Annotated in this window: 16 protein-coding genes; 3 read left to right on the top strand and 13 right to left on the bottom strand. The window is 48.5% G+C overall.

What is annotated here, in order from left to right:
- The first annotated feature begins 11 nt into the window (after nt 1–11).
- A complete protein-coding gene (gene uxuA, locus OCV96_RS00560; RefSeq protein WP_022313440.1) occupies nt 12–1085 on the top strand; it encodes a mannonate dehydratase in 1074 nt (357 codons plus the stop codon).
- Between the two features lie 44 nt (nt 1086–1129).
- Nucleotides 1130–2761 carry a mannitol dehydrogenase family protein gene (locus OCV96_RS00555; protein ID WP_262593233.1) on the top strand — a complete coding sequence of 544 codons (1632 nt, stop codon included), beginning with the start codon at nt 1130–1132 and terminating at the stop codon, nt 2759–2761.
- A gap of 9 nt (nt 2762–2770) precedes the next feature.
- On the opposite strand, the gene OCV96_RS00550 is transcribed toward OCV96_RS00555, so the two are convergent.
- From OCV96_RS00550 to OCV96_RS00510, 9 genes are all read right to left on the bottom strand, one after another.
- Nucleotides 2771–3043, bottom strand: a complete 273-nt coding sequence (locus tag OCV96_RS00550; RefSeq protein ID WP_262593232.1) for a DUF6171 family protein — start codon at nt 3041–3043, stop codon at nt 2771–2773.
- Between the two features lie 15 nt (nt 3044–3058).
- Nucleotides 3059–4567, bottom strand: a complete 1509-nt coding sequence (locus tag OCV96_RS00545; RefSeq protein ID WP_262593231.1) for an alpha-N-arabinofuranosidase — start codon at nt 4565–4567, stop codon at nt 3059–3061.
- A 520-nt stretch (nt 4568–5087) separates the two neighbouring features.
- Nucleotides 5088–6398, bottom strand: coding sequence for a glycoside hydrolase family 28 protein (locus OCV96_RS00540; RefSeq protein ID WP_262593230.1), 1311 nt, complete (start codon nt 6396–6398; stop codon nt 5088–5090).
- Between the two features lie 71 nt (nt 6399–6469).
- A complete protein-coding gene (gene gnpA / locus OCV96_RS00535) occupies nt 6470–8665 on the bottom strand; it encodes a 1,3-beta-galactosyl-N-acetylhexosamine phosphorylase (protein WP_262593229.1) in 2196 nt (731 codons plus the stop codon).
- A gap of 37 nt (nt 8666–8702) precedes the next feature.
- The gene (locus tag OCV96_RS00530; RefSeq protein WP_262593228.1) at nt 8703–10115 is read right to left on the bottom strand and encodes a rhamnogalacturonan acetylesterase; all 1413 of its coding nucleotides are present in this window, start codon (nt 10113–10115) and stop codon (nt 8703–8705) included.
- Nucleotides 10116–11168 carry a glycoside hydrolase family 88 protein gene (locus OCV96_RS00525; protein ID WP_262593227.1) on the bottom strand — a complete coding sequence of 351 codons (1053 nt, stop codon included), beginning with the start codon at nt 11166–11168 and terminating at the stop codon, nt 10116–10118.
- A 250-nt stretch (nt 11169–11418) separates the two neighbouring features.
- Nucleotides 11419–13146, bottom strand: coding sequence for a type 2 periplasmic-binding domain-containing protein (locus OCV96_RS00520; RefSeq protein WP_227063463.1), 1728 nt, complete (start codon nt 13144–13146; stop codon nt 11419–11421).
- A 143-nt stretch (nt 13147–13289) separates the two neighbouring features.
- Nucleotides 13290–14219 carry a carbohydrate ABC transporter permease gene (locus OCV96_RS00515; protein ID WP_118502869.1) on the bottom strand — a complete coding sequence of 310 codons (930 nt, stop codon included), beginning with the start codon at nt 14217–14219 and terminating at the stop codon, nt 13290–13292.
- Between the two features lie 12 nt (nt 14220–14231).
- Nucleotides 14232–15185, bottom strand: coding sequence for an ABC transporter permease (locus OCV96_RS00510; RefSeq protein ID WP_227063464.1), 954 nt, complete (start codon nt 15183–15185; stop codon nt 14232–14234).
- Between the two features lie 441 nt (nt 15186–15626).
- Between OCV96_RS00510 and OCV96_RS00505 the strand changes: the two genes are divergently transcribed.
- The gene (locus tag OCV96_RS00505; protein WP_227063465.1) at nt 15627–16625 is read left to right on the top strand and encodes an AraC family transcriptional regulator; all 999 of its coding nucleotides are present in this window, start codon (nt 15627–15629) and stop codon (nt 16623–16625) included.
- Between the two features lie 28 nt (nt 16626–16653).
- On the opposite strand, the gene OCV96_RS00500 is transcribed toward OCV96_RS00505, so the two are convergent.
- From OCV96_RS00500 to OCV96_RS00485, 4 genes are all read right to left on the bottom strand, one after another.
- A complete protein-coding gene (locus OCV96_RS00500; protein WP_117465058.1) occupies nt 16654–17988 on the bottom strand; it encodes an MATE family efflux transporter in 1335 nt (444 codons plus the stop codon).
- A gap of 61 nt (nt 17989–18049) precedes the next feature.
- Nucleotides 18050–20080, bottom strand: a complete 2031-nt coding sequence (locus OCV96_RS00495; protein WP_262593226.1) for a beta-galactosidase — start codon at nt 20078–20080, stop codon at nt 18050–18052.
- A 55-nt stretch (nt 20081–20135) separates the two neighbouring features.
- Nucleotides 20136–23465, bottom strand: coding sequence for a DUF5107 domain-containing protein (locus OCV96_RS00490; protein ID WP_262593225.1), 3330 nt, complete (start codon nt 23463–23465; stop codon nt 20136–20138).
- A 52-nt stretch (nt 23466–23517) separates the two neighbouring features.
- The gene (locus OCV96_RS00485) at nt 23518–26427 is read right to left on the bottom strand and encodes a glycoside hydrolase family 2 TIM barrel-domain containing protein (RefSeq protein ID WP_262593224.1); all 2910 of its coding nucleotides are present in this window, start codon (nt 26425–26427) and stop codon (nt 23518–23520) included.
- Nucleotides 26428–26622: the final 195 nt, after the last annotated feature.

Here is a 26622-nt window from a genome sequence, read left to right as displayed (position 1 = left end):
GGATTTCTATTATGCAAATGACATTACGCTGGTATGGCAGCAAGTACGACACGGTTACCTTAAAACAGATCCGTCAGATTCCCGGTGTCACCGGAGTCATCTCCACTCTCTACGGCACCGCTCCCGGAGAAGTCTGGGAAATGGATGACATCCTGGCCCTAAAGACTGAGATTGAAGCTGCCGGCTTACAACTGGCCGGTATCGAGAGTGTCAACATTCACGATGCCATCAAGATTGGTTCTCCCGACCGTGAACAATATATAGAGAATTATATCACTACCCTGGAACGGCTCGGCCAGGCAGGCATCCATATGGTATGCTACAATTTCATGCCGGTCTTTGACTGGACACGCACCGAACTTGCCAGAATGCGTCCCGACGGTTCTACAGTCCTTGCTTACAATCAGGCTGCTGTAGACGCTATTGATCCGGCCAAAATGTTCGAATCCATTGCCGGCGATATGAACGGCACTGTAATGCCCGGCTGGGAGCCTGAGCGTATGGCTCATGTCAAAGAACTGTTCGAAATGTACAAAGATGTGGATGATGAAAAGCTTTTTGCCAACCTGAAATATTTTCTGGAGCGTATCATGCCCACCTGTGATAAATACAACATTAACATGGCGATCCACCCTGACGATCCTGCGTGGAGTGTTTTCGGACTGCCCCGTATCATCATCAACAAGCAGAATATCCTGCGTATGATGAAGATGGTGGATAACCCTCACAATGGCGTTACCTTTTGTTCCGGTTCCTACGGCACCAACCTGGAAAATGATCTGCCAGATATGATCCGCTCCCTGAAAGGCCGCATTCATTTCGCCCATGTCAGAAACCTGAAGTTCAACTCTCCTACTGATTTTGAGGAGGCTGCACATCTGTCCAGCGATGGAACCTTCGATATGTACGAGATCATGCTGGCTCTTTATGATATTGGTTTTGACGGTCCCATCCGTCCCGATCACGGACGTATGATCTGGGATGAAGTGGCCATGCCCGGATACGGACTGTACGACAGAGCTTTAGGCGCCACCTATTTAAACGGTCTGTGGGAAGCTATCGAGAAGTCCCATAAGCAGAAATAATCATCGCACCTGAAAACTCATAAATCAGTTTGGAGGAAACCATTATGGAACTTACCTTAAAAAGTCTTCATGACGACCGGGACGCATTTCTCGCTGCCGGTTATCATCTGCCGGAATTCGATTACGATACCGTTCATAAAAACACCGTGGAACATCCCCACTGGATCCACTTCGGTGCCGGCAATATCTTCCGTGCCTTTCAGGCCAACGTAGCACAGAATCTGTTAAACAGCGGCGTTCTGGATACCGGTCTCATCGCAGCGGAAGGCTATGACTACGAGATCATTGAAAAAAGCTACCGTCCCCACGACAATTTAAGCATTCTCGCCACCTTAAAGGCCGACAACACCGTGGAAAAGACCATCGTAGGCAGCATCATGGAGTCTCTGATCCTGGACAGTAAAAACGAAGCAGAATACGCACGTCTCCGGGAGATTTTTAAAAATCCTTCTCTCCAGATGGCCAGCTTTACCATCACTGAAAAAGGCTATGCTACCGCCAATGCCAAAGGAGAATTCTTCCCCGCAGTAGCCGCTGACTTCGAAAAAGGTCCCGAAGCCCCCGAAAGCTACCTGGGCAAGATAGTCTCCCTGCTTTATACCAGATACACTCACGGAGCGCTCCCCATTGCCATGGTCAGCATGGACAACTGCTCCCATAACGGTGACAAATTATATGCCGCTGTCAATGCGTTCGCCAAGGCATGGACCGACAACGGACTGGTGGAAGCCGGCTTCTTAGGCTACGTCAATGACCAGACGAAAGTCACCTTCCCCTGGAGCATGATCGACAAGATCACCCCCAGACCTGATGCCAAAGTAGAAGCTATGCTGGCCGAGGATCATATCGGCGGTCTGGATGCCGTAGTTACTTCCAAAAACACCTATATCGCTCCCTTTGTCAATGCGGAAGAATGCGAATACCTGGTCATTGAAGATGCTTTTCCGAACGGTAAACCCGCACTGGACAAAGGCGGCATCATCTTCACCGACAGAGCGACCGTAGACAAAGTGGAGAAAATGAAGGTATGTACCTGCCTGAATCCTCTGCACACCGCACTGGCCATCTATGGCTGCCTTCTGGGATATACCCTGATCTCCGAAGAGATGAAGAACCCGTTATTGAAAAATATGGTGGAAGTCATCGGTTACAAAGAAGGACTTCCCGTAGTGGTAAATCCCGGCATCCTGGATCCGAAGAAATTCATTGACGAAGTGGTGAATGTGAGGATCCCCAATCCCTTCCTGCCGGATTCTCCCCAGAGAATCGCTACCGATACCTCCCAGAAGCTTTCCATCCGCTTCGGCGAGACCATCAAAGCTTACGAAGCTTCTCCAGACCTGCATACGGAAGACCTGAAGCTGATTCCTCTGGTCTATGCCGGATGGCTCCGGTATCTCATGGGAATCGATGATGAGGGCAGAGAATTTACGCCCAGCTCCGACCCCCTGTTAGAGGAAGCCCGTCAGTACGTTGCAGACTACGAACTGAGTTCCGCTCCCAAGGATCTGTCAAAGCTGGACGCATTACTTGCCAATGAGAAAATATTCGGTGTGAACCTCCACGCCATCGGCATGGATACTCTGGTAAAACAGTATTTTGCAGAATTAAGCTCCGGTATGGGAGCCGTGGCTGCAGCCCTGAAAAAATATGTTCCTGAGAAGGTAACCCTTTGATCTTAGAAGTTACCACTTCTCATAAGGACACCGGTTGACGGCGATTACAGCCCTCAGTTCCACAAAGCAGCCGCAGGCACCACACAGCCCCTCATTCAGATATTTACATTCCTTACATACAGCAAGGCGGTCTTCATAGACCGCCTTATCTGCTTTACTATCCTCTTCGATTCTGTCTATGTAGGCATACAGATTCTCCATATAGGCATTCTTGTCCATTTCCCGCAACAGACATTTCCGACAGGGATATTTTATTGTTTCTCTTATTTTTTCTTCTTCCATAATTGTTCTTATCGCTTATTTTATCCGGAACATAACGACACTGCATGCCGGCATGGTAAAGGTGATCCTGCCATCTGCGATCTTATACTCCGTAAATACTTCTTCGTGTACCTTATCGGGATCCTCAAAGGTGTTGTAAGCATGCATATCATTGGTTAGTATCGCAGCGGTCACGTGCTTTGGATCACACTCTGCGAAAGCGATCTCCACCTCTTCTGCCTTATCAATGGACAGGTTGTTCAGGGTGATGGTCACAACACCGTCCTTATCCACGGAAGCGGATTCCTGTAAATTGGGAACCTTGAACTTTTCATCTTCACCGATCTGTTCCACACCATCGATATAGCTTTCCACCAGATCCGCATCCTGATGGTATTTGTACATATGGAATACATGGTAAGTCGGGGTACGCAACATCTTCGGTCCCTCGGTCAGGATCACTGCCTGCAGTACGTTGATAAACTGTGCGATGTTTGCCATCTTCACACGGTCACAGTGCTTGTTGAAAATATTTAAAGACAGTCCGGCCACCAGAGCATCACGCATGGTACTCTGCTGGTATAAAAATCCGGGATTCGTGCCGGGCTCCACATCATACCAGGTGCCCCACTCATCGCAGATCAGTCCGATCTTCTTCTCAGGATCATATTTGTCCATGATCGTAGAATGCTTATGAATCAGTTCATCCAGCTTAAAAGCCTTTGCCAGCGTCTTATACCATGCTGCATCGTCGAAGTCCAGTGCACTTCCCTTGTGAGACCAGTCATCCTCCGGCAGTGTATAGTAATGCAGAGAAAGTCCGTCCATAAAGCCATGCATCCATTCCGGTGCATTTTCAAAACAGGTCTTCAGCACATTTTCAGTCCAATAAGTATCTCCCGCATTGGGGCCGCAACAGACTTTGAAAATCGGGTGCTTCTGATCATAATTTCTCACATAGGTCTGGTATCTGCGGTACAGATTGCCATAGTAGGATGGGGTCATATTGCCGCCGCATCCCCAATTTTCGTTACCGACACCGAAGTAATCCACCTTCCATGCTTTCTCTCTGCCGTTTTTTCTACGCAGGTCTGCCATAGGAGATACCCCGTCGAAAGTCATGTACTCTACCCACTCGGACATCTCCTGTACGGTACCGCTTCCCACATTGCCATTGATGTAGGTCTTACAACCGATCTGTTCACACAGTTCGAAGAACTCATGGGTACCGAAGCTGTTGTCCTCGGTCACACCACCCCAATGAGTGTTTATCATTTTCTTGCGGTTCTCCTTCGGGCCGATGCCGTCCTTCCAATGGTATTCGTCTGCGAAGCACCCACCGGGCCAGCGCAGTACCGGAAGCTTCATCTCCTTCAGGGCTGCCACCACATCATTACGCATGCCTTTGGTATTGGGGATCTCGGAATCCTCTCCTACATACAATCCCTCATAAATACATCTTCCCAGATGCTCAGAGAAATTGCCGTAAAGTTCCGGATTGATATGTCCCTTTTTGTTCTTTTCGTTAATATAAACCTTTGCCATATTGATCCTTTCTGTGGCAGGCATCCGTTTCCTACCACTGTTGCGGCATCACGCCATTCCGTCGCAGTGCGATTCCTGCAGAGCGTTCATTATAAAATATAAAAGATGCCAGGGTCAAAAGGTCTAAGCCCACATGAGCTTGCTCATAGGTGGGTGAAAGACCTTAGGACCCGCCCCGATATGAGCATAAAAGTGGGATGATAATCCCACGATATGCGAATATTGGGTAGGATTGTGGGAGTGCGTAGCACGGAACAATCCGTAGGCATCAAAGTCGGGGGCTTTTGACCCCGACATCATATAAAAGAGAATTGCATAAAGCAATCCACAACTGAGATTATTTTAGCAAAGAAGGTGATGCCTGCCAAGAGGAAATGAAATTTATAAACATTTTTTTGAAAAACGCCCCCGTGCAATCATACGATGTGGATAACTTTCTGAATTTTCAAAAAAGTGTTCAAAAAAATATTTTTCCAAAATGGCAGGCACTAAAGTAAATTTACCTTTCGATGCTGGTTCATTATTGGAAGCCCTTCACTTCATGCCAGCTCTCCACAGGCTCCGTACTTTCTTCCACCTGTACATTCTCATATACTACACTTCTTAACTTGTCTTCCGAAAAGTTATCCACTCTTGCCCTGATCCGCAGATCCTGCAGGGTAAAATCGGAAAGCAGATACTGGCTCTCATCCGGCATCACATCAAAAAAGGTATCACAGACGCAGTCACAGTCCTTCATCGTGATATGCTCCGCATAAGACAGCGGTTGGTCCTTCCGATCCTTCAGATCATAATACTGGGTCCAGGGATAAATCTTGAGGAACTCCTTTACCCGGCCTTCGATCTGCTCCACCGTGATATATTCATAGTGCTGCGGGGTGTCTGGCCGCATTTTCAGCCACAACAGTCTCGCTGCCCCCTTGATCTGAATCCTGCGCATGATGATATTGCGGTTATGTACTGATTCCGAACCGCAGGTGAGACACCCATGGCAGAAGCCATAGACACAATCCTCCACCAGAATCCGCTCATTGGAGCCGTTCTCCGGCTGGCTGTCCGCCCAGGGGCCCTTACCGCCCTTTAGCACCACAGAGTCGTCATTGACTTCCATATAACAGCCTTTCACCAACACATCCGTACACACATCGATATCAATGGCATCCGTACTGGGTGCCGCAACAGGACCTGCCGGGGAATAAATATGGCAGTTCAAGTATTTTACATGGTCACATTTATAAATATGTGTGGTCCAGAAATGGGAATTCTGTAAATTCAGACCGGCGATCCGCACATTTCTGCAGTTGGACAGATAGACCAGCCGGGGTCTCTGACCATCCTTGTTGGTGCCGTTACTCCATTTCCAGCGCAGCCAGCAGGCTTTCCAGGTCTTAAGTCCGTTACCGTCAATAGTGCCCGGTCCGCACATGGTAAATCCATTCAGACCGTCCGCATTGATCAGTGCCGTAAAATACAGGCAGGTCTCTCCCTCAATCCGGGTCTCGGCCAGATCATAATCCGAGATATCATCGCTGCCCTTTAACGTCGCACCGGCGGAAACATAGAGATTCACTCCCTGTTTGAAATAAAGTGCTCCCGTCAGATAGGTTCCCGGCGGCACCACCAGGACACCACCGCCCTCTTCTGCCGCCAGGTCGATCACCTTCTGGATCTCTTTGGTATAAACTTTTCCGTCGTCCCAGATCCCGTACTCTGTGAGGACATAGGGTCTGCCCAGTTCCTCAAGCTCCGGCATCCCTATATCATAAAACCAGTCATCTATGGGAGTTCCGTCCGGGAAATATTCCGTAGGTCTTTCTTTTTCGTTATGCATTCTCTGCCTCCTTTGCGTTCTGCTCCCTCAGAAAACGAACACAGGATTTCCGCCCTGATCGTTATCGTTGGTTATCTGATTTCTACAAAGGTAGTGTCGTAAGGTGCAATGGTTACCGTACATGCGCCCGCTTCCGTTGGGATAGTGGTGGTCTGCTCGGTGTCACTGTTGTTGATGACTACCAGTTTTTTACTCTCTGGGTAATAAGCACATTCCGTATACAGGTTATCCGTCATATAGCTGCCGGAGGTGCCTTCTCCACCGGCATAACGGATCAGCTGGTACAGCATTCTGGTATTCCACAGGTTCACCTGGAAGGAAGACAGATAGATTCCCAGTCCCTTGCCGAAATGATTCAGGGTGATCAGTGGCTTCCCGCCGTCTGCCAGAAGTACCTGTGCTTTTCCATCCGTCAGATACCGGTTCTCCTTCGCTTCCACACCTGCGCCCTCTGGGATCAGATGCTCCGGATCCGCTGTCTCAAAGATCCATCTGCCGTGACAGACTCTTGCGCCGGTGTCCTCGTCAATTCCCAGCACATGTGCCATACGGAAATACGTATCATATCCTTCCACAGCAGAAGGCTCGTTCACACCGATAAAGCAGCCTCCCTCGTGTACCCACTTTGTAAGTGCAGTAACAAGCTCCTCATCCTTCCAGGCATCCCCGCCGCTCCAGGCGCTTCCGGCTCTACCTGCATTGATTACGACATCTACGTCCTTCAGTATACCATTTTTTACATCCTCAAAGGAAATAAATTTCACATCCACAGGAAGTCCGGACAAAGCTTCGTTGATGTGGATCAGGTCATGCATATAAGTCTCATGAAAGTGTCCGGACAAGGTCCAGGAACGTAAGCTTCCCCAATAATGCAGCACTGCCACACGGGTCTTGATGCGGTAAGGTTCTCCCGCATCGTGGAAGCTGCGGATCAGACGGAACTCATCTGCCACTTTTTCAATATAATCACAGAAATCCGGGAAACCCTCCACCAGATGAAGGTATCCGCCGAGACCGATCCGGTCGATCTTCGCACGCAGCAGGGCACGTCTTACGCTGTTCCAGTATTTTTTCGCATCCAGTGTGGGATTGCCGCCCTCCATGAAAGTCGGAGCACCGCCCAGCCCCACCGGGAACAGATAGGGGTGCAGACGCAGTTCATGTGTAGGCACATCCACGCCCGCACACAGTCTGGCTTCATAACCGGAGAATACACATTTGATCAGTCCGTCAAAACCGAACTCCTGAAATCTGCCATTATAAGGCTCCACGCCTACCCAGCTGTCATCATAGAAGACATAAGCCTTTTTGCCGTAGGAATGCACCATATCGATCAGCTTCCTGCCGAAGGAAATAACGAAATCATTGATAAATACCATCCAATCCGCCTTTTTCGCATTGCCAGGCATATGAGTCACATGCAGCTGTCCCTTATTGATAAAATCTTCCGCTGTCATGCGATATCCGTATTGTTTCTCGAACTCCTGTAAAGCAGGAACGCTCACAGTGAAATCATAGGAACCCCAGTCAGAGAACAGATTCCGGTTCCTCTCACTGCTGCCCCAGATCCATACGAAATTGTAGAACATGGAGGTAAAGCGCACCACCGTGGTATCCGGATGGGTCTCACACCAGTGCTTCATCCAGCCCAGCAGATACTCCTGAGTCTCAGGATATCTGGGATCGATCTGCATCAGATGCTCCTTGTCCCAGTGGTTCGTAGTATGATTGTACATAGAGATTTCTTCCCAGATACGATAGGCTAAGAAGCTTACTGTATACTTATGAAAAGGGATGATGCCGCTCAGGGACACGCTTCCCTTCTCTTTGTCATAGCTCCAGTCCGCATTGTCGATCTTCACATTGGTGGTTCTGTCATAAACCTCCCAATATTCCAGACTCTCTGCGCTATCATTGATCCGGAACTGCTCCGCAAAAAAGCTGTCCATCAGTCCGATGGTCAGGGTGTCACTCTCTGCTGCCTGGGGCGGTGTGCACAGGAAGGTCTGCTGTAATTTGTCCTGATTCTCCTTTGCCCAGGCATTGTGATCTCTGATAATACAAATGGTAGAATAGATTCCGTAACCGGCATGGGTGATTTCGTCGGAAAGCACGGTTCCATCACTGTCACGGATCACATCTGCTCCCCATTTTTCCGCCATTTTCAGAGTCAGTTCTTCATATCCTGATTCTCCCGGTAAGGTAAAACCACCTTTTCCCATTTCGAGTTCCTCCTCATATTCCTGCTTATTTTTCATTCCTGTCATTTCTTCACTTCTATTTTCCAGTACAATATCTGTCCTGTTACAGCAATTCCTCTTTCAGACACAGTCTGACCACACGTTCCAGCTGCTCTGCCTCAGACAACAGCACCTGATCTCCTGCAGGATCCGGAATGTCCTTGTAGATCTCCGGTTTCTTAGGAACATTGATTTGTCCCACAGGCTCCCATGCGCCGAAACCATCCGTCACGCACTCTGCCAGATAAGCGCAGGCTCTTTCAGAATGACCTTTGCATTTCTCCCGGATCTCCTGTGCCACATATCCTGCCATCTTATAAGCACCGAAGTCATTGGTATGGGTATAGTCCCCGGGGAAAAAGATGGGTTTGGCATCCTGCAATCCCTTTTCCAGAACGTATTCTTTACTGTGGGCATGAAGATCCAACACCGGAATACCGTACTGTGCTCCCAGTTCCAGACACACATCTGCAAATTCCTCCAGCAGATCCAGATACGTCTGATCCCGCAGTCGCCAGGTATTTCTTGCAATGGGTGTCACCAATACCGGATAGACCCCCTTTGCCTGATTTTCTTTGATATAGCGTTGCAGATTCGCCCGGTATCCGCCCTTTGCCTGCAGCCCGGGAAGCTTCTGATCATTATGCCCGAACTGGAAAAACACATAATCTCCCGGCTTGCTGTACTGAGAGATCACCGCATAATGCCCTTCCTTGCGGAAGCTATCGGTAGTCAGTCCGGAGTGGGAATGATTCGACACTGCCACACGTGCGTCAAAATATGCCGGAAGCATCTGTCCCCAGCCACAGTAACAGGTGCCTGGATAATAGGGATAATCTCCGGGCTGATCTGTCACTGTGGAATCTCCCGCCAGATAAACCGTAGGACCGTTCACCTCTTCTACCGTAAGAGCACTGATCCTTGGTCTGTCCGCCAGTACTGCAATATCCACAGTCTTATCCGCAAAAATCCGGGAATAACCCACAGGTACAATATCGCAGACATTTGTAATCATTGTATAAGTGAACTCTCCGGCTCCCACTCTTCCATAAAAAGCAAGACGCCTTCTGCCGGTAAAGATCAGTACCTCTCCTATCTCCTCTTCTGAGCGGATAGTCAGCGTAACCTTATAATTGCCCTGCCTGGGCACATCCACCTTGAACAGTAACGGGATCCGCCTGGGTGATCCCGCCATCTTCTCTCCTGACTGTGCCTCCAATGCTGCCACTTCTTCTGCAGAATCCAGATAACAGCCATTCTCATCTTCTCTAAGAAAGGTCAGATCCTCATTCTGATACCAGTACATTGGTTCAAAAGACGAATTCAGTTCCCGGATCTGCAATCCTTCCTGTTCTCTTCTGTTTTTCTCCGTTACAAAGCCATAGCCTTTTCCGGGCTGATAGAGGTCGTCACTGCCCACATCGATCAGATTGGCAGTTCCTCCGTCCTTCCCGAACAGGAAATTTCTGCGAAACATTTATAATGCACCGTCCTTCTCAATCTCGTCAGATACTAACAAAGTTGCAAAAAATGATAATGCCAGTCCCTGTCCCCAGCCCTGGATATAAGCCTTGGGAATACCTCTGTAACCTTCCTTGTCTCTCATAACGGCAGTTCCGCCGGAGACATTCATCACCTTGCCGTCCTCACTGACATTGGCAAGCAGTCCCTTGATGGCCTTATTGATGTATTTGCTATGTAAAGGGTTGCCTCTGGTCAGCATTGCTGCAGCAATTCCCGCAGATGCGGAAATCTCTTCATAAGACTCCGGATCATCCACTACAGTTCTCCACAGTCCGTTCTCCGTCTGGTATACCTTCAAGGCTGCCAGCTGCTCATTTAAGGAGCCGGCCACATCGATATACTTCGGATACAGATAGCACTGAGGCAGAATACCGCCTACCTGCGACATGGTAAATGCTGCCCAGGCATTGGCTCTTCCCCAATAGATGCCAGACATATGATCTCCGGCAATATTGTCATAGCCGTGATACCAGAGTCCACTGCTGGGATTCTGTAAATATTTGATATGCCAGTAGTACTGGTTCAAGGCATCATCGATCAGTTCTTCATCGTGTTCCATCACGCCCACACGCAGCATCAGGAACGCTGCCATGAACAAAGTGTCACACCAGCACTGCTCCGGGAAATCGTTGTTGGCAGATACGGTGTGCTGCAATACATGATCTCCGAAACGCAGGGCATCTTTTCTTAAATAAGCGATCTTACTCATAAGAATGTCATGATACTGCTGCTCTCCGGTGGCCTGGTATAAGGTGATCAGGCAATGTCCCATGGCACAGGCGTTTACTGTCCATACCTTGGGCAGTCCCAGATCGATCAGTTCGTCGATACGATCCTTTAACAGATCCAGATATTCCTTCTTGCCTGTCTTTTCATAGGCATCGCTGATTCCGTAATATGCCACACCACAGGGCCAGTCCCAGGTGAGATCCATATTCATAGTCTTTTTGACGATCTTGTCAATGACTCCCTCTATTTCTTTCTTATCATATTCCAGTTTTAACATAGCTCCTCCATTTCTGCCTTTTGGCTCTTTATATTCTTTTCCCACAGTTGTTTTTATTGTAAAACAGTCGGTCGGAAAAGGACATAAAGTAACTTCGCCCTATAAATATTATCAAATGTTCTTACGAATGCAAGCATTCGACGCCCATTGAATAATATTTACATGGCTCTGAATAGTTGCATTTTTAATATAGCCCCCAAGCCATTCATGCCTGGGGGCTGTATGTACTTCCTGTAATAAAACTTTTTACTTACTGAAGTCTGGTGGTGTTACCTGCATCCAGAGCAGCCTGTCTCTCATCGATAACTTCCTGATAACCTGCATCCAGGTACTTCTGGCTCAGTTCTTCATACAGAGAATCGAACTGGTCCTTAGGGCACATGGTCAGCTTGTCACGGTACTCAGTATACAGATCATACAGCGTCTGGTTGTACTCGGTAACAGCATCGATAGCGGTTGCGAACAGACAGTCGGAGTTAGCCTTGCCTGCTTCATAGATAGCAACCTGTCCGTTGTAGTTAGCCAGGATCTGATCATAGAAGTCCTGAGGAATACCCTGAGGGGTAACTGCCTGGATATCTTTCTCGATAGATCCGAGGGTCTTAACTGCGGTTACTGCACACCAGTAGTCTACGTTGTTGTTGTGTCCCTGCTGCTCAGCCAGACCGGTCTGATCTGCTACCGCTACGGGATCGCCGTTATCATCATAATTGAAGTTCACGCCTTCGATACCCCACTGCATAGTGAACAGATTCTCGGGCTGGTTCAGCCACTCAAGGTACATCATAGCTGCCTTTACTTCATCCTCGGTAGCATCGTTAGCGAAGCCAATCATCATACCGAAGTTGGTTCCGGGTCTGTAAGAAGCGGAAGATCCCCAGGTCTCATCCTGTGTCCAGGTGGAAGGAGTCACTGCTACTGCCAGCTTGGCATCGGGGTTAGCATCATAGAAGGAGTTCAGTACGTTCATGCTGGAGGAGATATATCCGGTCCAGGTAAATGCTTCACCGTTGATGAAGTCTGCCTCTGCCTCGGAAGCATCTCTCAGATAGTACTCAGGATTGTAGTAACCATCGTTGTACAGCTCGTTCTCCCATTTTAAGAATCTCTTCTGAGCCTCGGTGGACAGAGCGGGGATCTGGTAGTCACCGGTGGTTGCCCATGTGGTCTCATCCTGAGGATAATCTCTGTAACCATAGTTCTGGTCAATACCTGCGCCGCTTACTTTCTTACCGCTTAAAGGATACTGATGGCCGTTCTCAACCAGTTTTGCATACAGCTCTAACAGCTTGGTGTTGTCGCCAACGGGATACTCAGAGAAGCCAGCTTCTTCCAGCCAGTCCTGACGATAGAAAGTGCACCAGGTATAAGTGGTGTTACCGTAAGGTCTGTAACCGAGTACCAGATAATCTTCATCATCCAGCTTGGTGTAAGCATCGTTGCCGTGCTCTACCATGGTCTCCCAGTAAGTAGGAGCGATCTGCTTGAACTCTTCTACATCGTAGGTCTGCAGATAGCCGTCTGCCTGCCAGCTTGCCAGCTTATCATAGTCATATTCCATACAGATGGTAGGAAGGCTCTGGCTTGCTGCCAGCATAGCGTAATCAGTCATAACGTCGCTACGGGTAATTCCTACATATTCTACCGTGATGTTGTACTTATCACCGAAGTTCTCCTGTACCCAGTTGGTCCAGTAGTTGTTCTCTACATCAGAGCATCCGTTTCCGGAAGAACCACGATCGTATACGGGGATCTGCAGAGTAACATTGTCTGCGAAAGCCTCCCATCCGTCAATACCTGCTACTGCTGTGGATGCTCCTGCATCTGTGCTTGCTGCAGAACTCTCTGCTACAGATTCCTTTGTTCCGGCATCTGCGGTTGTGTTGTCCGCACTGCTGCCGCATCCGGTCAGAGTGCTCATTGCCATAGCACCAACAAGTGCTGTTGCCATTACCTTGTGAAGAGTATTCTTCTTCATAAATCAATCCTCCTTGTTTTTCCGAAGGAAAAATCCGAGTCCCTGGCGAGGAGAGGATTTTCCTCCTTAAAAATTATACATAGTTTTATGTGTACCCCCGGTTTTGGGGAAAACTAACTTGGTTGTTTTGTTCCTTTTAACTTTTAGCCCTTAACTGCTCCGATCATGGTACCCTGTACGAAGTACTTCTGCAGGAAAGGATAAATAATAATGATAGGAATTGTTACAAACATGATACTTGCTGCCTGTAATACTTCGGGAGTGGACTGGATCGCACTGCCGGTATCTGCCAGGGAGGAAGTCTGTGCTTCTGCTGCGGATGCTACCAACTGATATAACTTGTACTGGATCAGCTTCAGGTTAGCACTCTTGGTGTAGTACATGTTGTCTGCGTAAGAGTTCCAACGGCCTACGGCGTAGAACAGAGACAACGTTGCCAGGATCGGTTTGGACAGCGGTAATACGATCTTGCTCAGGATCTGGAAGTTACTTGCGCCATCCAGGAAAGCGGATTCCTCTAAGCTGTCGGGAATCGTACTCTGGAAGTAGTTCTTCATGATCAGCATGTTGTACGGGGAATAGATCAGAGGTAAGATCAACACCCACATGGTATCCAGCACATGCAGCTTCTGATATAACAGGTAGCTGGGAATGATGCCGGCACTGAAGTACATCGGTACCATCAGCAGGAAAGTCAGTAACTTTTTGCCCTTCAGTCTCTTCTTGGAAAGAGGATAAGCGGCACAAGTACATACCAGCATTCCCAGAGCGGTGAAGATCACGGTAACGATCACCGAGAAGATCATGGAGTAGGTCATGGAGTTATCTGCAAATACCTTCTTGTAAGCATCGAAGGTGATGTCTTTGGGCCAGAAGTAAACGCTCTTGGACATTACTGCGGTATTACCGGATATGGATTTTACTGCTACATGTAAGAACGGTAATACACAGCTGGCGCAGAGGATGACGATCACTGCCATCATGACGAAATCACTGATGCGGAATTTGTTGACCGCATGTGCTCCGCCTGCGGAGGTAGATTCTTCATTAATATTAACTTCTTTTTTCTTCATCTCTCTCACCTCCTACAGTAATCCGTCTTCGCCAAGCTTCTTTGCGAATTTATCAGATAACAGAACCAGGATCAATCCGATCAATGACTGGAACAGACCAACTGCGGTCGCCGCACTGAATTTTCCGGCTCCAATACCTTTGTTGTAAATGTAGACAGCCAGCTGATACTGGAAGTCCTTGACCTGTGAATTTTCTAATGCGGTCAGACGCTCTAAGTTACTTCCCATGACACGTCCGAGGTTCAGGATCAGCAGTGTTACTACTGTGCTCTTGATACCGGGAAGTGTGATATGCCACATTCTCTTCCAACGGTTCGCTCCATCGATCATGGCTGCTTCGTACAATTCTCCGTTGATACCGGTGATCGCTGCCAGGTAGAGGATCGTGCCCCATCCCATCGTCTGCCATACACCGATCAGCAGATATGTAATTGCCCAGTGCCATTTCTCATTCAGGAAAGGAATTCCTTCGGAGATCACTCCCAGGTTGGTCAGCAGAATGTTCACCAGACCGGAGTTCGGACGGAACATTGTCATGGCTACGCTTCCGATGATGGCCCAGGAAAGGAAGTGCGGCAGATACAGGATCGTCTGGGACACTTTCTTGAATCTCGGATATCTTAATTCATTCAGGATCAGTGCCAGAATGATCGGCATTGGGAAACCGATGATCAGATCCGCCAGGTTAAACACTATGGAGTTGCGAAGTGCTCTCATGAAATCGGCATCCTTGAATATCTTAACGAATGTCTTCATGCCCACCCATTCGCTGCCTGCATATCCCTTCGCCGGTTTATAATCCATAAAGGCCATCCGCAATCCCGGGTATGCTCCGTAACTGAATACAAATACCATAATCAGTGGAAGCAGTAACAGCAGATACAATTGCCAGTCTCTTTTAAAAGCTTGTTTCCACGTGGTTTTCGTTTTCACTCCCACCACATTGGCTGCATTCTTCTTCGCCATGTCGAACCTCCTCAAGTGTCAGCTATATTTTCTCGTCACTTTGTACACTTTTTGTAACTTTGTAAGTACATTATCATACATGTTGTCATATTTTTCTAATCAATCATTATAAAAAACTATGCAAAAACGATCATTATAGATCATGGTCGTTTTTCGTAAGTATTGAAGTTTCGTTGCATTTTCGTAAATTTTGCGTGAATTTTGGAGCGTTTTTGCTGTAGGATTCGCTGTTTCACGGTATTTTTAGCCTTTTTTAATCTCTTCCACGGAAACATTGCCAACCCTAAAAAAGTCATTTTCGCAACATAATGGTTGATTTTATCCATTTTAATTGTTATATATAATGTATAGACATTATTTCTACTGCAGCATGTCTTTCCGTTGCATCATCATACAGGATGCACAAAGCTATTCAGAAAACTCTGGAACAGGAGGCACACTATGGCGAAATCCAAACGAGCTGTCACAGAATACCGAAGTTATTATCTGCCAACACACTTCCCGGTACTGCTTCTGTCCGGTGATTATTGGAAGATTTCCGATATTCCCAGCGGAAGCCTTCATTTTCATAACTGTCTGGAGATTGGGATCTGTCATTCCGACAGCGGTACGCTGGAGATCAACGGAGAAAAACAGACTTTCCATGCCGGAGATGTCACCGTTCTTCCCCGCAATGTTCCACATACCACTTACAGTGCACCAGGCACGAAAAGCCACTGGTCTTATCTTTTCCTGGATCCGAAGGAATTGTTCCGCAATCTCCTCCCCGCCTCCTGGAAAAATTACGACCTGTCCACGGACGGTTTCCCAGCATTCCGTTATATTTTCAGCAAAGAGGCTTTTCCCCACATCAACTATCTGGTATCTCATATCATCCACGAGCTGGAAGAGCAGAATCCCTGCTATCAGATCAGTGCCAGAAGCCTGTTATGCTCCCTTTATATTGAATTGTACCGGATCGAAAGTCTCGGCGGTGTCAATCCCGACACGGCCAAACCGGACTCTCTTGAAATACTGGCCTTACAGGAACGTAAAAAAGAAGGCGAGATCGCCGAAAACTCTCTGGTGATCTCACCCGCTCTGGAATATATTGAGAAAAATTATATGCAACAGTTCTCGATCGAATATCTGGCCGATCTCTGCCACTGGAGCCCGACGCACTTCCGCCGGGTTTTCCATGATATTATGGGAACTTCACCGTTAGACTACGTCAACAACACCCGGATTTTAAAATCCTGTATTCTGTTACGCAGTACGGAACACTCTATTCTGGACATTTCCGAGATGGTGGGGTTCCATTCCGTGTCCAGTTTCAACCGCTACTTTATCAAACTTATGCAGATGTCTCCCAGAGAATACCGCAAGCAGATGCAGCAGAGCGAGAAAAAGGCTGAGAACCAGTCCATTCTGGAATTTGCCGGATGGATGCGGCCGGAATAGCCCCTCTGTGTTCCGGTCACTCCGGTCATCAGGCCAGCCTCTTGTGCTTCCATTTGCCGGAATAATACCGGATCACCGGAATCACACAGCCACAACTCCAGGACAGAGGAGTGGCGATCCAGATTCCCGTGACGCCCAGGGTTCCGGACAATAGATACGCGAACACGATCCTGCCGGACAGCTCCGTCAGTCCCGCTACCATACAGGTATTGACGTCTCCGGCTCCCCGGATCACATTCTGGTAGCTCTGCATCACCCCCGCGATCACATAAGCCACGCCGATAATGGTCAGATAGGTGCAGCCGATGCCGATGGCTTCTCCCGATTCGTTCGCATCCAAAAACAGCGTCATTAACTGAACCCGGAAAATAAGTACCATGGAGGCAATAAAAATACTGGCTCCCACCATGACACCCAATGTCTTATAGAGAGCTTCCCGGATCCGGTCATACTGATTCTTCGCAATGTTCTGCCCAGTAAATACCGAAAGTGCCGTTCCAATAGAGACGATGACCTGGATCGCCACACTGTCCACACGATTTGCCGCCACGTAGGCCGCCATGGTGGACGAGCCGAAGGAATTCACCAGTCTCTGGACACTCATGCCGCCCAGTGCGATCATGCAGGACTGGAATGCCGCCGGGAATCCGGTCTTCACTACCAACCGGATATAACCAGCCTCCGGCTTCCATTTCATCAGAGACAGGCCAATCTCTTCTCTCCCCTTCATGACTTTTGCAAAACAGATCACCGCCGAAGTACACTGTGCCAGAATCGTCGCATAAGCTGCTCCCGCTACTCCCATCTTACACACAATGATGAAAAACAGGTCAAACACGATGTTCACTACCGAGGAAGCGATCACCGCCCGCAGCGGAGTCTTCGAATCCCCCACACTGTTTAAGATCGCCGCACAGCCGTTGTAGACCACACTGCCGAAAACAAAAGTATAAATGATATGCAGATACGTAGCAGAATAGCCGATAACATTTTCCGGCACGCTTAAAAGCCGCAGGAAAAATTCCGCACCGAAAATACCGATCAGTGACATGATGCAGGTCAGCACTCCCGCCACCCAGATCAGTGCTGTCACCGTCTTCGCCAGACGCTCTTTATTCCCGCAGCCGAAACACTGCGCAACCACCAGTCCTGCGCCGTTACACATGCCGCTGACCAGTGCCAGCAGAAAATAGGTCAACGTTCCCGTGCTTCCCACGCCCGCCAGCGCGCTCTCTCCCAAGAATCTTCCTACGATCACTGTATCCGCCACATTATATACCTGCTGAAAGATATTGCCGATCAGCATCGGTATGGCGAAGCCGATGATCAGTTTTAACGGTTTTCCCTGTGTCATGTCTTTCATATCTGTATCCTCTTTTCTATCCTTCTGTTTCCAAAGTGAGTCCTGCCAAACCGGGTTCCGGTCAACTTAACCGCAGCAGTCTCGCCCCTGCCAGACGGTTCTCCCGCTTCGGCGGCAGATCATAATAGACATCCGCTTTGAAAGGATCCAGTTCCAGGGTCAGTTGTGTCGGGCAGCCGTAGCGTTTCAGAGCCACACGCCATAGTTCACCATTGGAGAACCAGTCGTCAATCAGTTTTCCGTCCTGATACAAGCGTGCGCAGTCCCCACCGAAATCCAGTTCCAGCCAGACATCGCCAGACAGTGCATCCGCCGGGTGATACTCATATTCCAAGGTTAATTCATAGACGTTCGGTTCTGTTTGACCATATACGTTCCAGATGCTTTCCACTGCCTGTCCGGCATCCGCGATCCGCACCTTATCGGCTTCCGCAAAGTGCAGATCCGGCAGCAGACTCACCTTGCCCTTTTCATCTGCCCCTTCCTGCGCATAACAAAAATACTCCGCATCGTGTATGGTAAGGATCCTTACCGCTTCCGCATGATCATTGCCATCACTCCACTCGAAATAAATATCCTCCGGCTTCTCATCCGTATAGAAATAATAAGTTCCGCCAAAGCATCCCAGATAAGAGGCATTGGTTTTCCGAAGTCTGAACTGCTCTCCCCGTATTACCACCGGCAGATTGTAAGGCAGCACCAGAATCGCATCCGTCCGCACATGAATCCGGTCGAAAATAATCTGCCTCTGTATTCCTTCAACATCTGTCACCGTAAACTGTAATGGCTTTTCCGGTGTGATCTGTTTCTCCGTCATTTTCCGTTTTCTCTGGTGATTATTAATAAACAGGAAACCGCAATCCGCTGCTTCATTATAACGGAAGGCCGCCCGCAGTGTCTCCATATCCTCTGCACCCGCAGGCCCCGGTATATTTTCCGGCAGATATGCTTTTGCCGGTGCCAGCAGTTCTTCTGTATTTTTGATAAAAACATGGTGTTTCCGCAGTCTGTAATAGCTTTCCGACGGCAGTCCGTTTTCCCGCAGGCAGGTCTGGAAATCATAGCTTTTCACCGGAAGGTCATTGGCATAGCCGGTAGCTTTCGACTCCTGCAGGGTGGAATATTTCCCGTCGGGATTCACGCCGCCGTGATACATATAATATCCGATCAGATTTGCCCCGGCTCCCAGCATACAGATCGTCTGTGCCTCGATGTCCTCCGGATACGGGTAAGTGCGCCTGTGTGCCGTCACCTGCAGTCCCCCACCCAGCTCCGCCGTCAGGTAAGGGAATTTTGACGTATCAAAGGTAAAACCACTCTGTCCTTCGGCGAAATCCGATGCGATATTGGCATCGTCGTGAAAAGGCTGAAACAGGAAATTCTCGCTTGCCGCAAGTTCGTGGATATGATTCGCCCACGGAGCATCCACATACCCGCCCAGCACCGGCAGGAAGCTTTCCGGTACATAAGCGCCTCCCCACCCGGTCGCCGAATAATAGGGAGCGGTCAGTCCCTTTTCCTCCGCCATAGCTCTGAGTGTGTGCATATGCGCCATGCCCTCTTCCCTGTCGGAAGGACCTCCGGCATGCCCGTACTCATTCTCGATCTGAATACCGATGACGGGACCGCCATCCTTATGCATATACCCATCCGCCTGCTCGGCAATCTTGGTAAAAAAGATGTCCACATACTTCAGATACTCTGGATCATTCGTCCTAAGAGCCAGTTCTCCCCGCTTTTCTTTCTTCACCAGCCAGTCCGGGAAGCCACCGTTCCTGCACTCTCCGTGCGCCCACGGACCGATACGCAGCCATACTTTCATCCCGACTTCCTGACAGCAGTTCAAAAACGCCTTCAGATTCCTTCTGCCGGAGAAATCCCACTCACCTTCCGCTTCCTCATGGTGGATCCAAAACACGTACGCAGCAACAATGTCTACGCCGCCCTGTTGCATCTTCTTAAGTGCTGTTTTCCATTCCCCTTCCGGATAGCGGGAGAAATGGAATTCTCCCATGATGGGCAGGATCGGTCTGTCGTTGCAGGTTAAGCATTCGCTGTTATAGCTATATACCTCTTTTCCCATGTTTTCCATTTTGTAATCCTTTCCTCAAAAACCTTCCTATTCAAGTCTTTCTTTTCAAGCTTTTTTACAGATCATGTACCCGGATTTCCTGGTGAGCATTGTCCATGGCAAGTAGTTCTTCCGCACACTTTTCCGCTTCGTCTATCCGTCCCAGTCCTTTAAGTCCCAGGCTCATCATGAACAGGCAATGCTTTCTGTTCCGCTCGTTCAGGTTTTCTTCAAAAATCAGCAGATCCGGCAGAGATACCGCAAAATAATCTATTTTTACATCATCTCTGATATGTTCTCTGCCATAATCCACCAGCTTTTGGAATCTGCGAACTGCCTGTTCTTCTTCCCCAAGCATTCGGTATGCAAGTCCCTGATAGTAGATCATTTCGGGCGGCTGATCGTTATAATACATCATGCCCACCGGTTCTGACTCTCCGCAACAGGCCCTTGTCAGGCTCTCGAAAGCATCCTTTGCTTCACCCAGTTTTTCCTGCACCAGTCCCAGCAGATAGTACAGATTATTTTCCTGCCCTGACTCTAGTTTTCCTTCTCCCAGGTTATGAGGATATTCCCCGACTGCCCGCAGAAGAAGTTCCTTTGCTTCCGCATAGTCCTCTTTTTCCACAGCCGCTTTTGCCAGCTGATACAAGGCGGTCAGGTACTGGGCTGCCACTTTGCCTTCACCGCCTTCCCACTGATGGAACTTCCTTGCTTTGATCAGGCCGAGAGCCTTCTCAGGTTCTCCCAGAGTGTTTAAAAGTGTCACATACTCCAGATACAGATCATCCCTGCTTTCCACCAGGTCAAAATGTTTTTCCATATCACTCCATCGTTCTTTCACGGCAACATTCAGACGCTTTTTCAGCTGATCCAGTTCCAGATACACTCTGGCATCCGTCTCATCCAGTGCAAAAGCTTTCTCCATTTCCTCGTACGCTCTCTGCGGCAGCTTTTTCACATTGTAATATGCCAGTGCCAGATTCCTGTGTACCGTCGGGAAATCCGGACTCCGGAGAATCGATTCCTCATAATCTTCTATGGATTCGTCGTACACTCTCCTGTCATAGAGCAGGCATCCCAGATAATAGTAAGCCATGGCCAGATGATATTCTTCTGCCAGACTCTTTAACACGATATAATCTTCCGTTCTGTGAGGAAAACAGCCATCCGCTGCAGCATTTTCTCCCAATGTCACGTACATTGTCATGTAACAATTTGCCTGTTCCGTATTTTCTTTCCTATGCAGGTTCTGGTCTCCGTAGGCAATATAATAATATACCAGCGGATAAATATCCTCTTGCCGTGATACATTCTGTTGTTTCACCCATTTTTCGGCAAGGGTGATTCCCTGTGCGTAGTCTCCTGCCTCATAGAGATCGATCACCAGCTCCAGCAGGGTGTTATGGTTGATTTTCTCCGGCTGTCTGTCATAGAGCGGATCGATCTTCAGACTCTCCTTATGTAATTCTTCTGCTTCCTTCACTCTTCCCAGTTTTCTTAAAATATTTTCCTTCAATGCACGGGCCTTCATACACTGGTACTGTCTGAGAATAGATTCATTTACATGCTCCAGAGCCTCTGCGAATCTTCCCGCTTTTGCATCCAGACAGGCCAGTTCATAGAATCCGGGTGCCTGGAAGCTGCCACCCCAGATGGCCTTGTAAAAGACATCATAGGCTTCTTTTTCTTTCCCTTGATATTTCAGGGAAAGTCCCAGATTATAGTACGGCTCATAATCGTAAGGGTTTGGATTGGAACGAATGGATTTCTCCACTGCCTTCCGAAAATACTTTTCTGCCCCGGCAAAATCACACTTTTTAAGCAGACATCTTCCATAGACATTGTTCAGACGGATATCGGTAGGATCCCTGCGCAGCCCCTCCAGATAATAATCCTCGGGATGATAAGTGGCATGCCGGTATTGTTCCACATGCAGACCGTAGAGGAACAGATCCTCCGTGGTTTCACAGTCTTCGGGAAGTAGCGCTGCCTTCGCCGGTTCCGGCACTTCCGCTTCAATTTTTTTCGGAAAATGGTAAGAGACCAGTTCTCTCCCATCTGCGGCACAAACACATACCCGCAGACCGCAGAGTACCTCTGTTCCATTCTGCTCTCCCTCTGCAAATGTCGGTATCTGTTGCAATTTTTCACGGTCGATCTTTACTTCATAAGTTTCCTCCGGTGACAGATCTGAGGTTTCCTCATACAGTACCTTTTCCTGTCTGCCGTTTTCTCCCGGCAATGTCAGCAGTATATGTGCCCCTTTTTGCACGGAAGTGGTATAGGCCGATACCGTAAGCTGCCCCTTTGTCTCATCATATTCCGCATTTACCGCCGCATCGATCGTAGCATTTTTCACATAGCCGATATTTTTATAGGGCATAAAATACTGTTTGAAATTCTTGGTCTCCTGGGGCTGGATCCATGTGAAATCCGGCTGATTATCCGTAAAACAGCCTGTCATCAGTTCGATATACGGACCGTCCTCGTCGGTCAGTGCAAGGTCCCATGCTTTGCCGAATTCTCCGCATCCCCAGGTCCACTGCTTTTTCCCGGGAGCAATATGATGATCTGCCACATGCAGAAGTCCTGCCTGTTTTCCGTAATCGTACTCCCCTATAAAATTGTAATCGGAACGATATGCCATATAGGAGGTGGGCACCGGAATATTTTTATACTGGGCAATATTCACATGGTCGTATTTATGCTTATAATAAGTTCCCTCCGCATAGGGGAAGCTGATAACATCCCGCTTGCCGTGGTCATAGACCGCCGTCACATCCTCCGGAAATACGGAGATGGTGTCATCATTTACCGCTACTGCAGGGTTCGCCCACCACAGGAAGGTCTGGGGCATTTTCGTCCGGTTATATAGCTTTACAGACAATTCGATGTATGCCTTGTCGGGATACAGGGTCACGCCCAGCACTCCTTCGGTCCGGAACATGTTCTCAATCTCTCCCATCCAGACTGTGGCGCTCCCGTCCTCATTTTCCGCATAGGTATATTCCACCTGATCAAAGGTACTGGGTCTGTGATGCTGCGGCCAGTTGAACTCAATACCGCCGGAGATCCATGGTCCCGCCAGTCCCACTAACGCCGGTTTGATGACATGATTGTAATATATAAAATCGTAGCCATTTGTCTTGTCATAAGCTCTCTGGATCCTGCCTCCCAGCTCCGGCAGCATCATTACTTTCAGATAATCGTTCTCCAAAAAAAGCGCTGTATACTCCTTATCCACTTTCTCATCGCTGATCTTCTCAATCACCGTGTGGGGATAGATCCTTCCCGAGCTTCCCTGATAGACACGTTTCTCCAAAAACATCGGATTCTTATCCGGCTTTCCTGCTTCGTATGTGGGAATGATCACTTTTTCTTCCCAGACCTGAACCTTATTCATGGTTTCCTCCTTTTATCTCCGTGCAGCTTTCTTTCCGCCGCCCGATATTATTTTAACCTCGCACCAGCATGCTTAACTCTTCTTCCGTTATTTCCTCCGCCGGCTCAAAATTCTCTCCCGACAGATACGTATAAATTGACGCCTGCAGTGCCCTCACCTCCGGATACTGCTGACTCTTATGCAATTCCATGGTGGATAGCAATACTTTTCCCTTCAGGCATCGAAACTCTATCATCTGTGCCATGGGACGTAAGAATGCATAGCTGTCCATCTCCGTAATGATCGTCTTCATGGGATGCGGTAGAATCACCGCCCGCTTCGTTGCCATAATCCACCATTGCCAGTCCGTGTGAAAATCCGTCGGAAATTCCTTAAAAATTGGATGCTCCGTATCGATCAGCTGCCCCATACCGCCTTCCTGATCTGCAAAAGTTCCCACCGACCAGAAATCCGTCGTAAACTGTGTTTTAATGGAATTGGGCAGACTCTCTTTGTCTGCATCCGGAGACAGATAGACTCTTCCACCATTTTGAAGGATTTCTCTCGTCTTCACATCAAAGGCTCTGGTCTCATATACATTTTCCGGGCATACCGGAGTGGTCTTTCGATACACCCATATCGGATAAGCACTGATACTGTCACCGATGCGCACCTTAAGCGTGAGTGCGGTATTCTTCTCCACAAAGTCGAGCGGAATATCCAGACTTCCTACCTCTGTATAACTTCCAGGGCGGCAGATTGTTATCTCTGTATCTTCTCCGGTTGCGATAACTGTATTTTTGCTTTTTATCTCCGCCGGCTCACAGTTTCCATTCTCAGACACACTCTTTTTTCCCGCAAGGGTCCAGCAAAATACTCCTTCGATATTTCTCTTGCCGAAATTCGCTGCTTCCACTTCTGCGATCAGCCGTTCTCCTGCCTCATAGGTATAATGTGGCAGTTTTACCAAAATCCTACACTCTTGAAAAAATTCCCGGAACCTTTCCGGTCTGGCAAAATCATAGGGCTTCGGTTCTAAATGGGAATTCATCATGCCTACCAGTGCCGTCCCCTGCCCCGGGAAATCCTGCAGTCCGAGGAGCGAAATCCCTGAAAGCTCTCTCGTCCGCATAGCTGCTTCAATCTCTTCCCGGTATGCCAGCCTCGACAGTTCTCCGGTGGCTTCTACGTATTTTTCCCATGTGGGCAAAAGTCCCCGTTCCTCTACACGTTTTTTGATCAGTTTCAGATTCACCGGATCCGATATTCCATGAAAGCTTTCCAGCTCCTCAAAATCCGGCAGCACTTCGAACTGCCCCACTTCAAAACTGAATACCGGCTTCTGATACTCTTTTCGTATCTCTGCCATCGCCTCATCATAGGTTCGATCTGCGGAGGGATAGTTTTCATTGAGATACCCCCGCATGCCGGAGAATGTTCCGCGGATCACCACATCCTTGCAACTCTGCGATGTATAGAAATCGCTCTCTGGGTCACATCCTTCTTCACCATAAAAGGCATTGGATCCGTTCGCATACAGTCTGGTCGGATCCATCCTTTTCGCCGTTCTGACCAGTTCCCGCATCCGTTCTCTGCCTTCATCTTGTGCCTGCAATTCATTGCCCAGTGTCAGCATTACAAAAGAGGGATGATTGGCATAGGTTTTCAATAGGTCCACAAGTTCTGCCCGGTAATACCGATAGCTTTCCTCCGTTCCAAAGGCATCCTTCGGATCCCAGTGAGACAGCTCCGGCTGCAGAAGCATTCCCAGTTCATCCGCTGCCGCAAACGCAGCTTCCGGCTCACAGTGGGAATGGAATCTTACAAAGTTGATTCCATAACTGCGATATTTTAATAACATCTCTTTCCATTCCGGAATTGTCATGGGTGGATGCCCGGTCTCCGGGTATTCTGCGCAATTTGCCTCACCCCGCAGAAAAATTGCCCTACCGTTCAGTGCCAGTCTGCCGCTGCCGTTATCACCAAAAGAGCGGATGCCGAAACGGGTCCTGCACTCAGCAGTGCTACCGCCTTTATCTTCTGCTGACATACCGTTGTCCAGGGTTACAGCCATCTCATAGAGATTGCCCTCATCTTCGTCCCACAGTTTCACATTCTCCCGCAGAGGCAGATCACGGAACCAGATTTCCATTGTTTTCGGATTCTCCTCTTTATCTGTTCCGGCTTCCGCTAATCCCTCCCCGGAATAGCTGATAATTTCCGTCAATGTCTGTGTGTCTTCTAACTCTCCTGCCGCCAGAGCCTCTGACTGTAATATGATTTTCGCATCTTTATATACTTTCTTTGCGCCAGGTGCCAGTTCCACACATACATCCAGCACATATCCGCCTGCTTTATTTTTCTCTTCCTTTTTCACCGCTCTCGGATATACCCGGAGGCTGTCTATAAAATTCTGCGGTCTGGTATACATGCTGCATTCGCCAAGTATCCCGTTCCAGTTTGTCTGTGTCTCATCCGTCGCTGCGGAAGAATAATAGATGGCAGCTTTGGGCATTCCCGGATAGCTGTTATCCGAAAGAAACGTAAATTCATGTTCTCCCGGTGCCGCCCCGGTGAGTTCAAAAATATAAGGTGTACTTAGTGTCCCCTGCCGGAACACCGAACACGCTTCTCCATCCACTAGCAGCCGGAGTGCCCGTGCCCGCTCCGCCAGTACGAACAGCCTGTCGGTTCCGTAATCCGGTACCGTTATCTTACGACTGATCCTGGCTTCTCCCTCATAGGTATGCCGCCTGGTAAATCTCGTAGCGATCGGTGCATCTTTGTCTATCTCTCCCGCCGCATTCCCCAGTACCGCATCCGGATGCCACTGATTCGCCCCCACATCTCTATGTCCGATCCCGTTCTCATCCAACGTCCCCGGCAGATCCATCTGTCCCGTGGTTCCGTCCTCCAGTACTACATGCCATTTTCCATTCAACAATATTCTCATATAAGCTCCATCCCACAGACCCTTTTCCATACAGAAAATCCCCTAGCAGATCCATAGTAAATTTTCTGATGTTTTCTCCTTGATCACGGAATCATTATATAGCTTAACTTTAGTGTTTTAAATTCACTATCATGAACTATTTTTTATATTTATTGCATTATTCTGAACCTTTTTGATATAATATGATGCCAGGGGCGAAAGGTCTAAGCCCATAAGCACGGAACA

The organism is Waltera acetigignens, from assembly GCF_025567015.1.
In the GTDB taxonomy this organism is placed as follows: Bacteria; Bacillota; Clostridia; order Lachnospirales; family Lachnospiraceae; genus Acetatifactor; species Acetatifactor acetigignens.
This window is presented reverse-complemented; position numbering and strand designations above follow the sequence as displayed.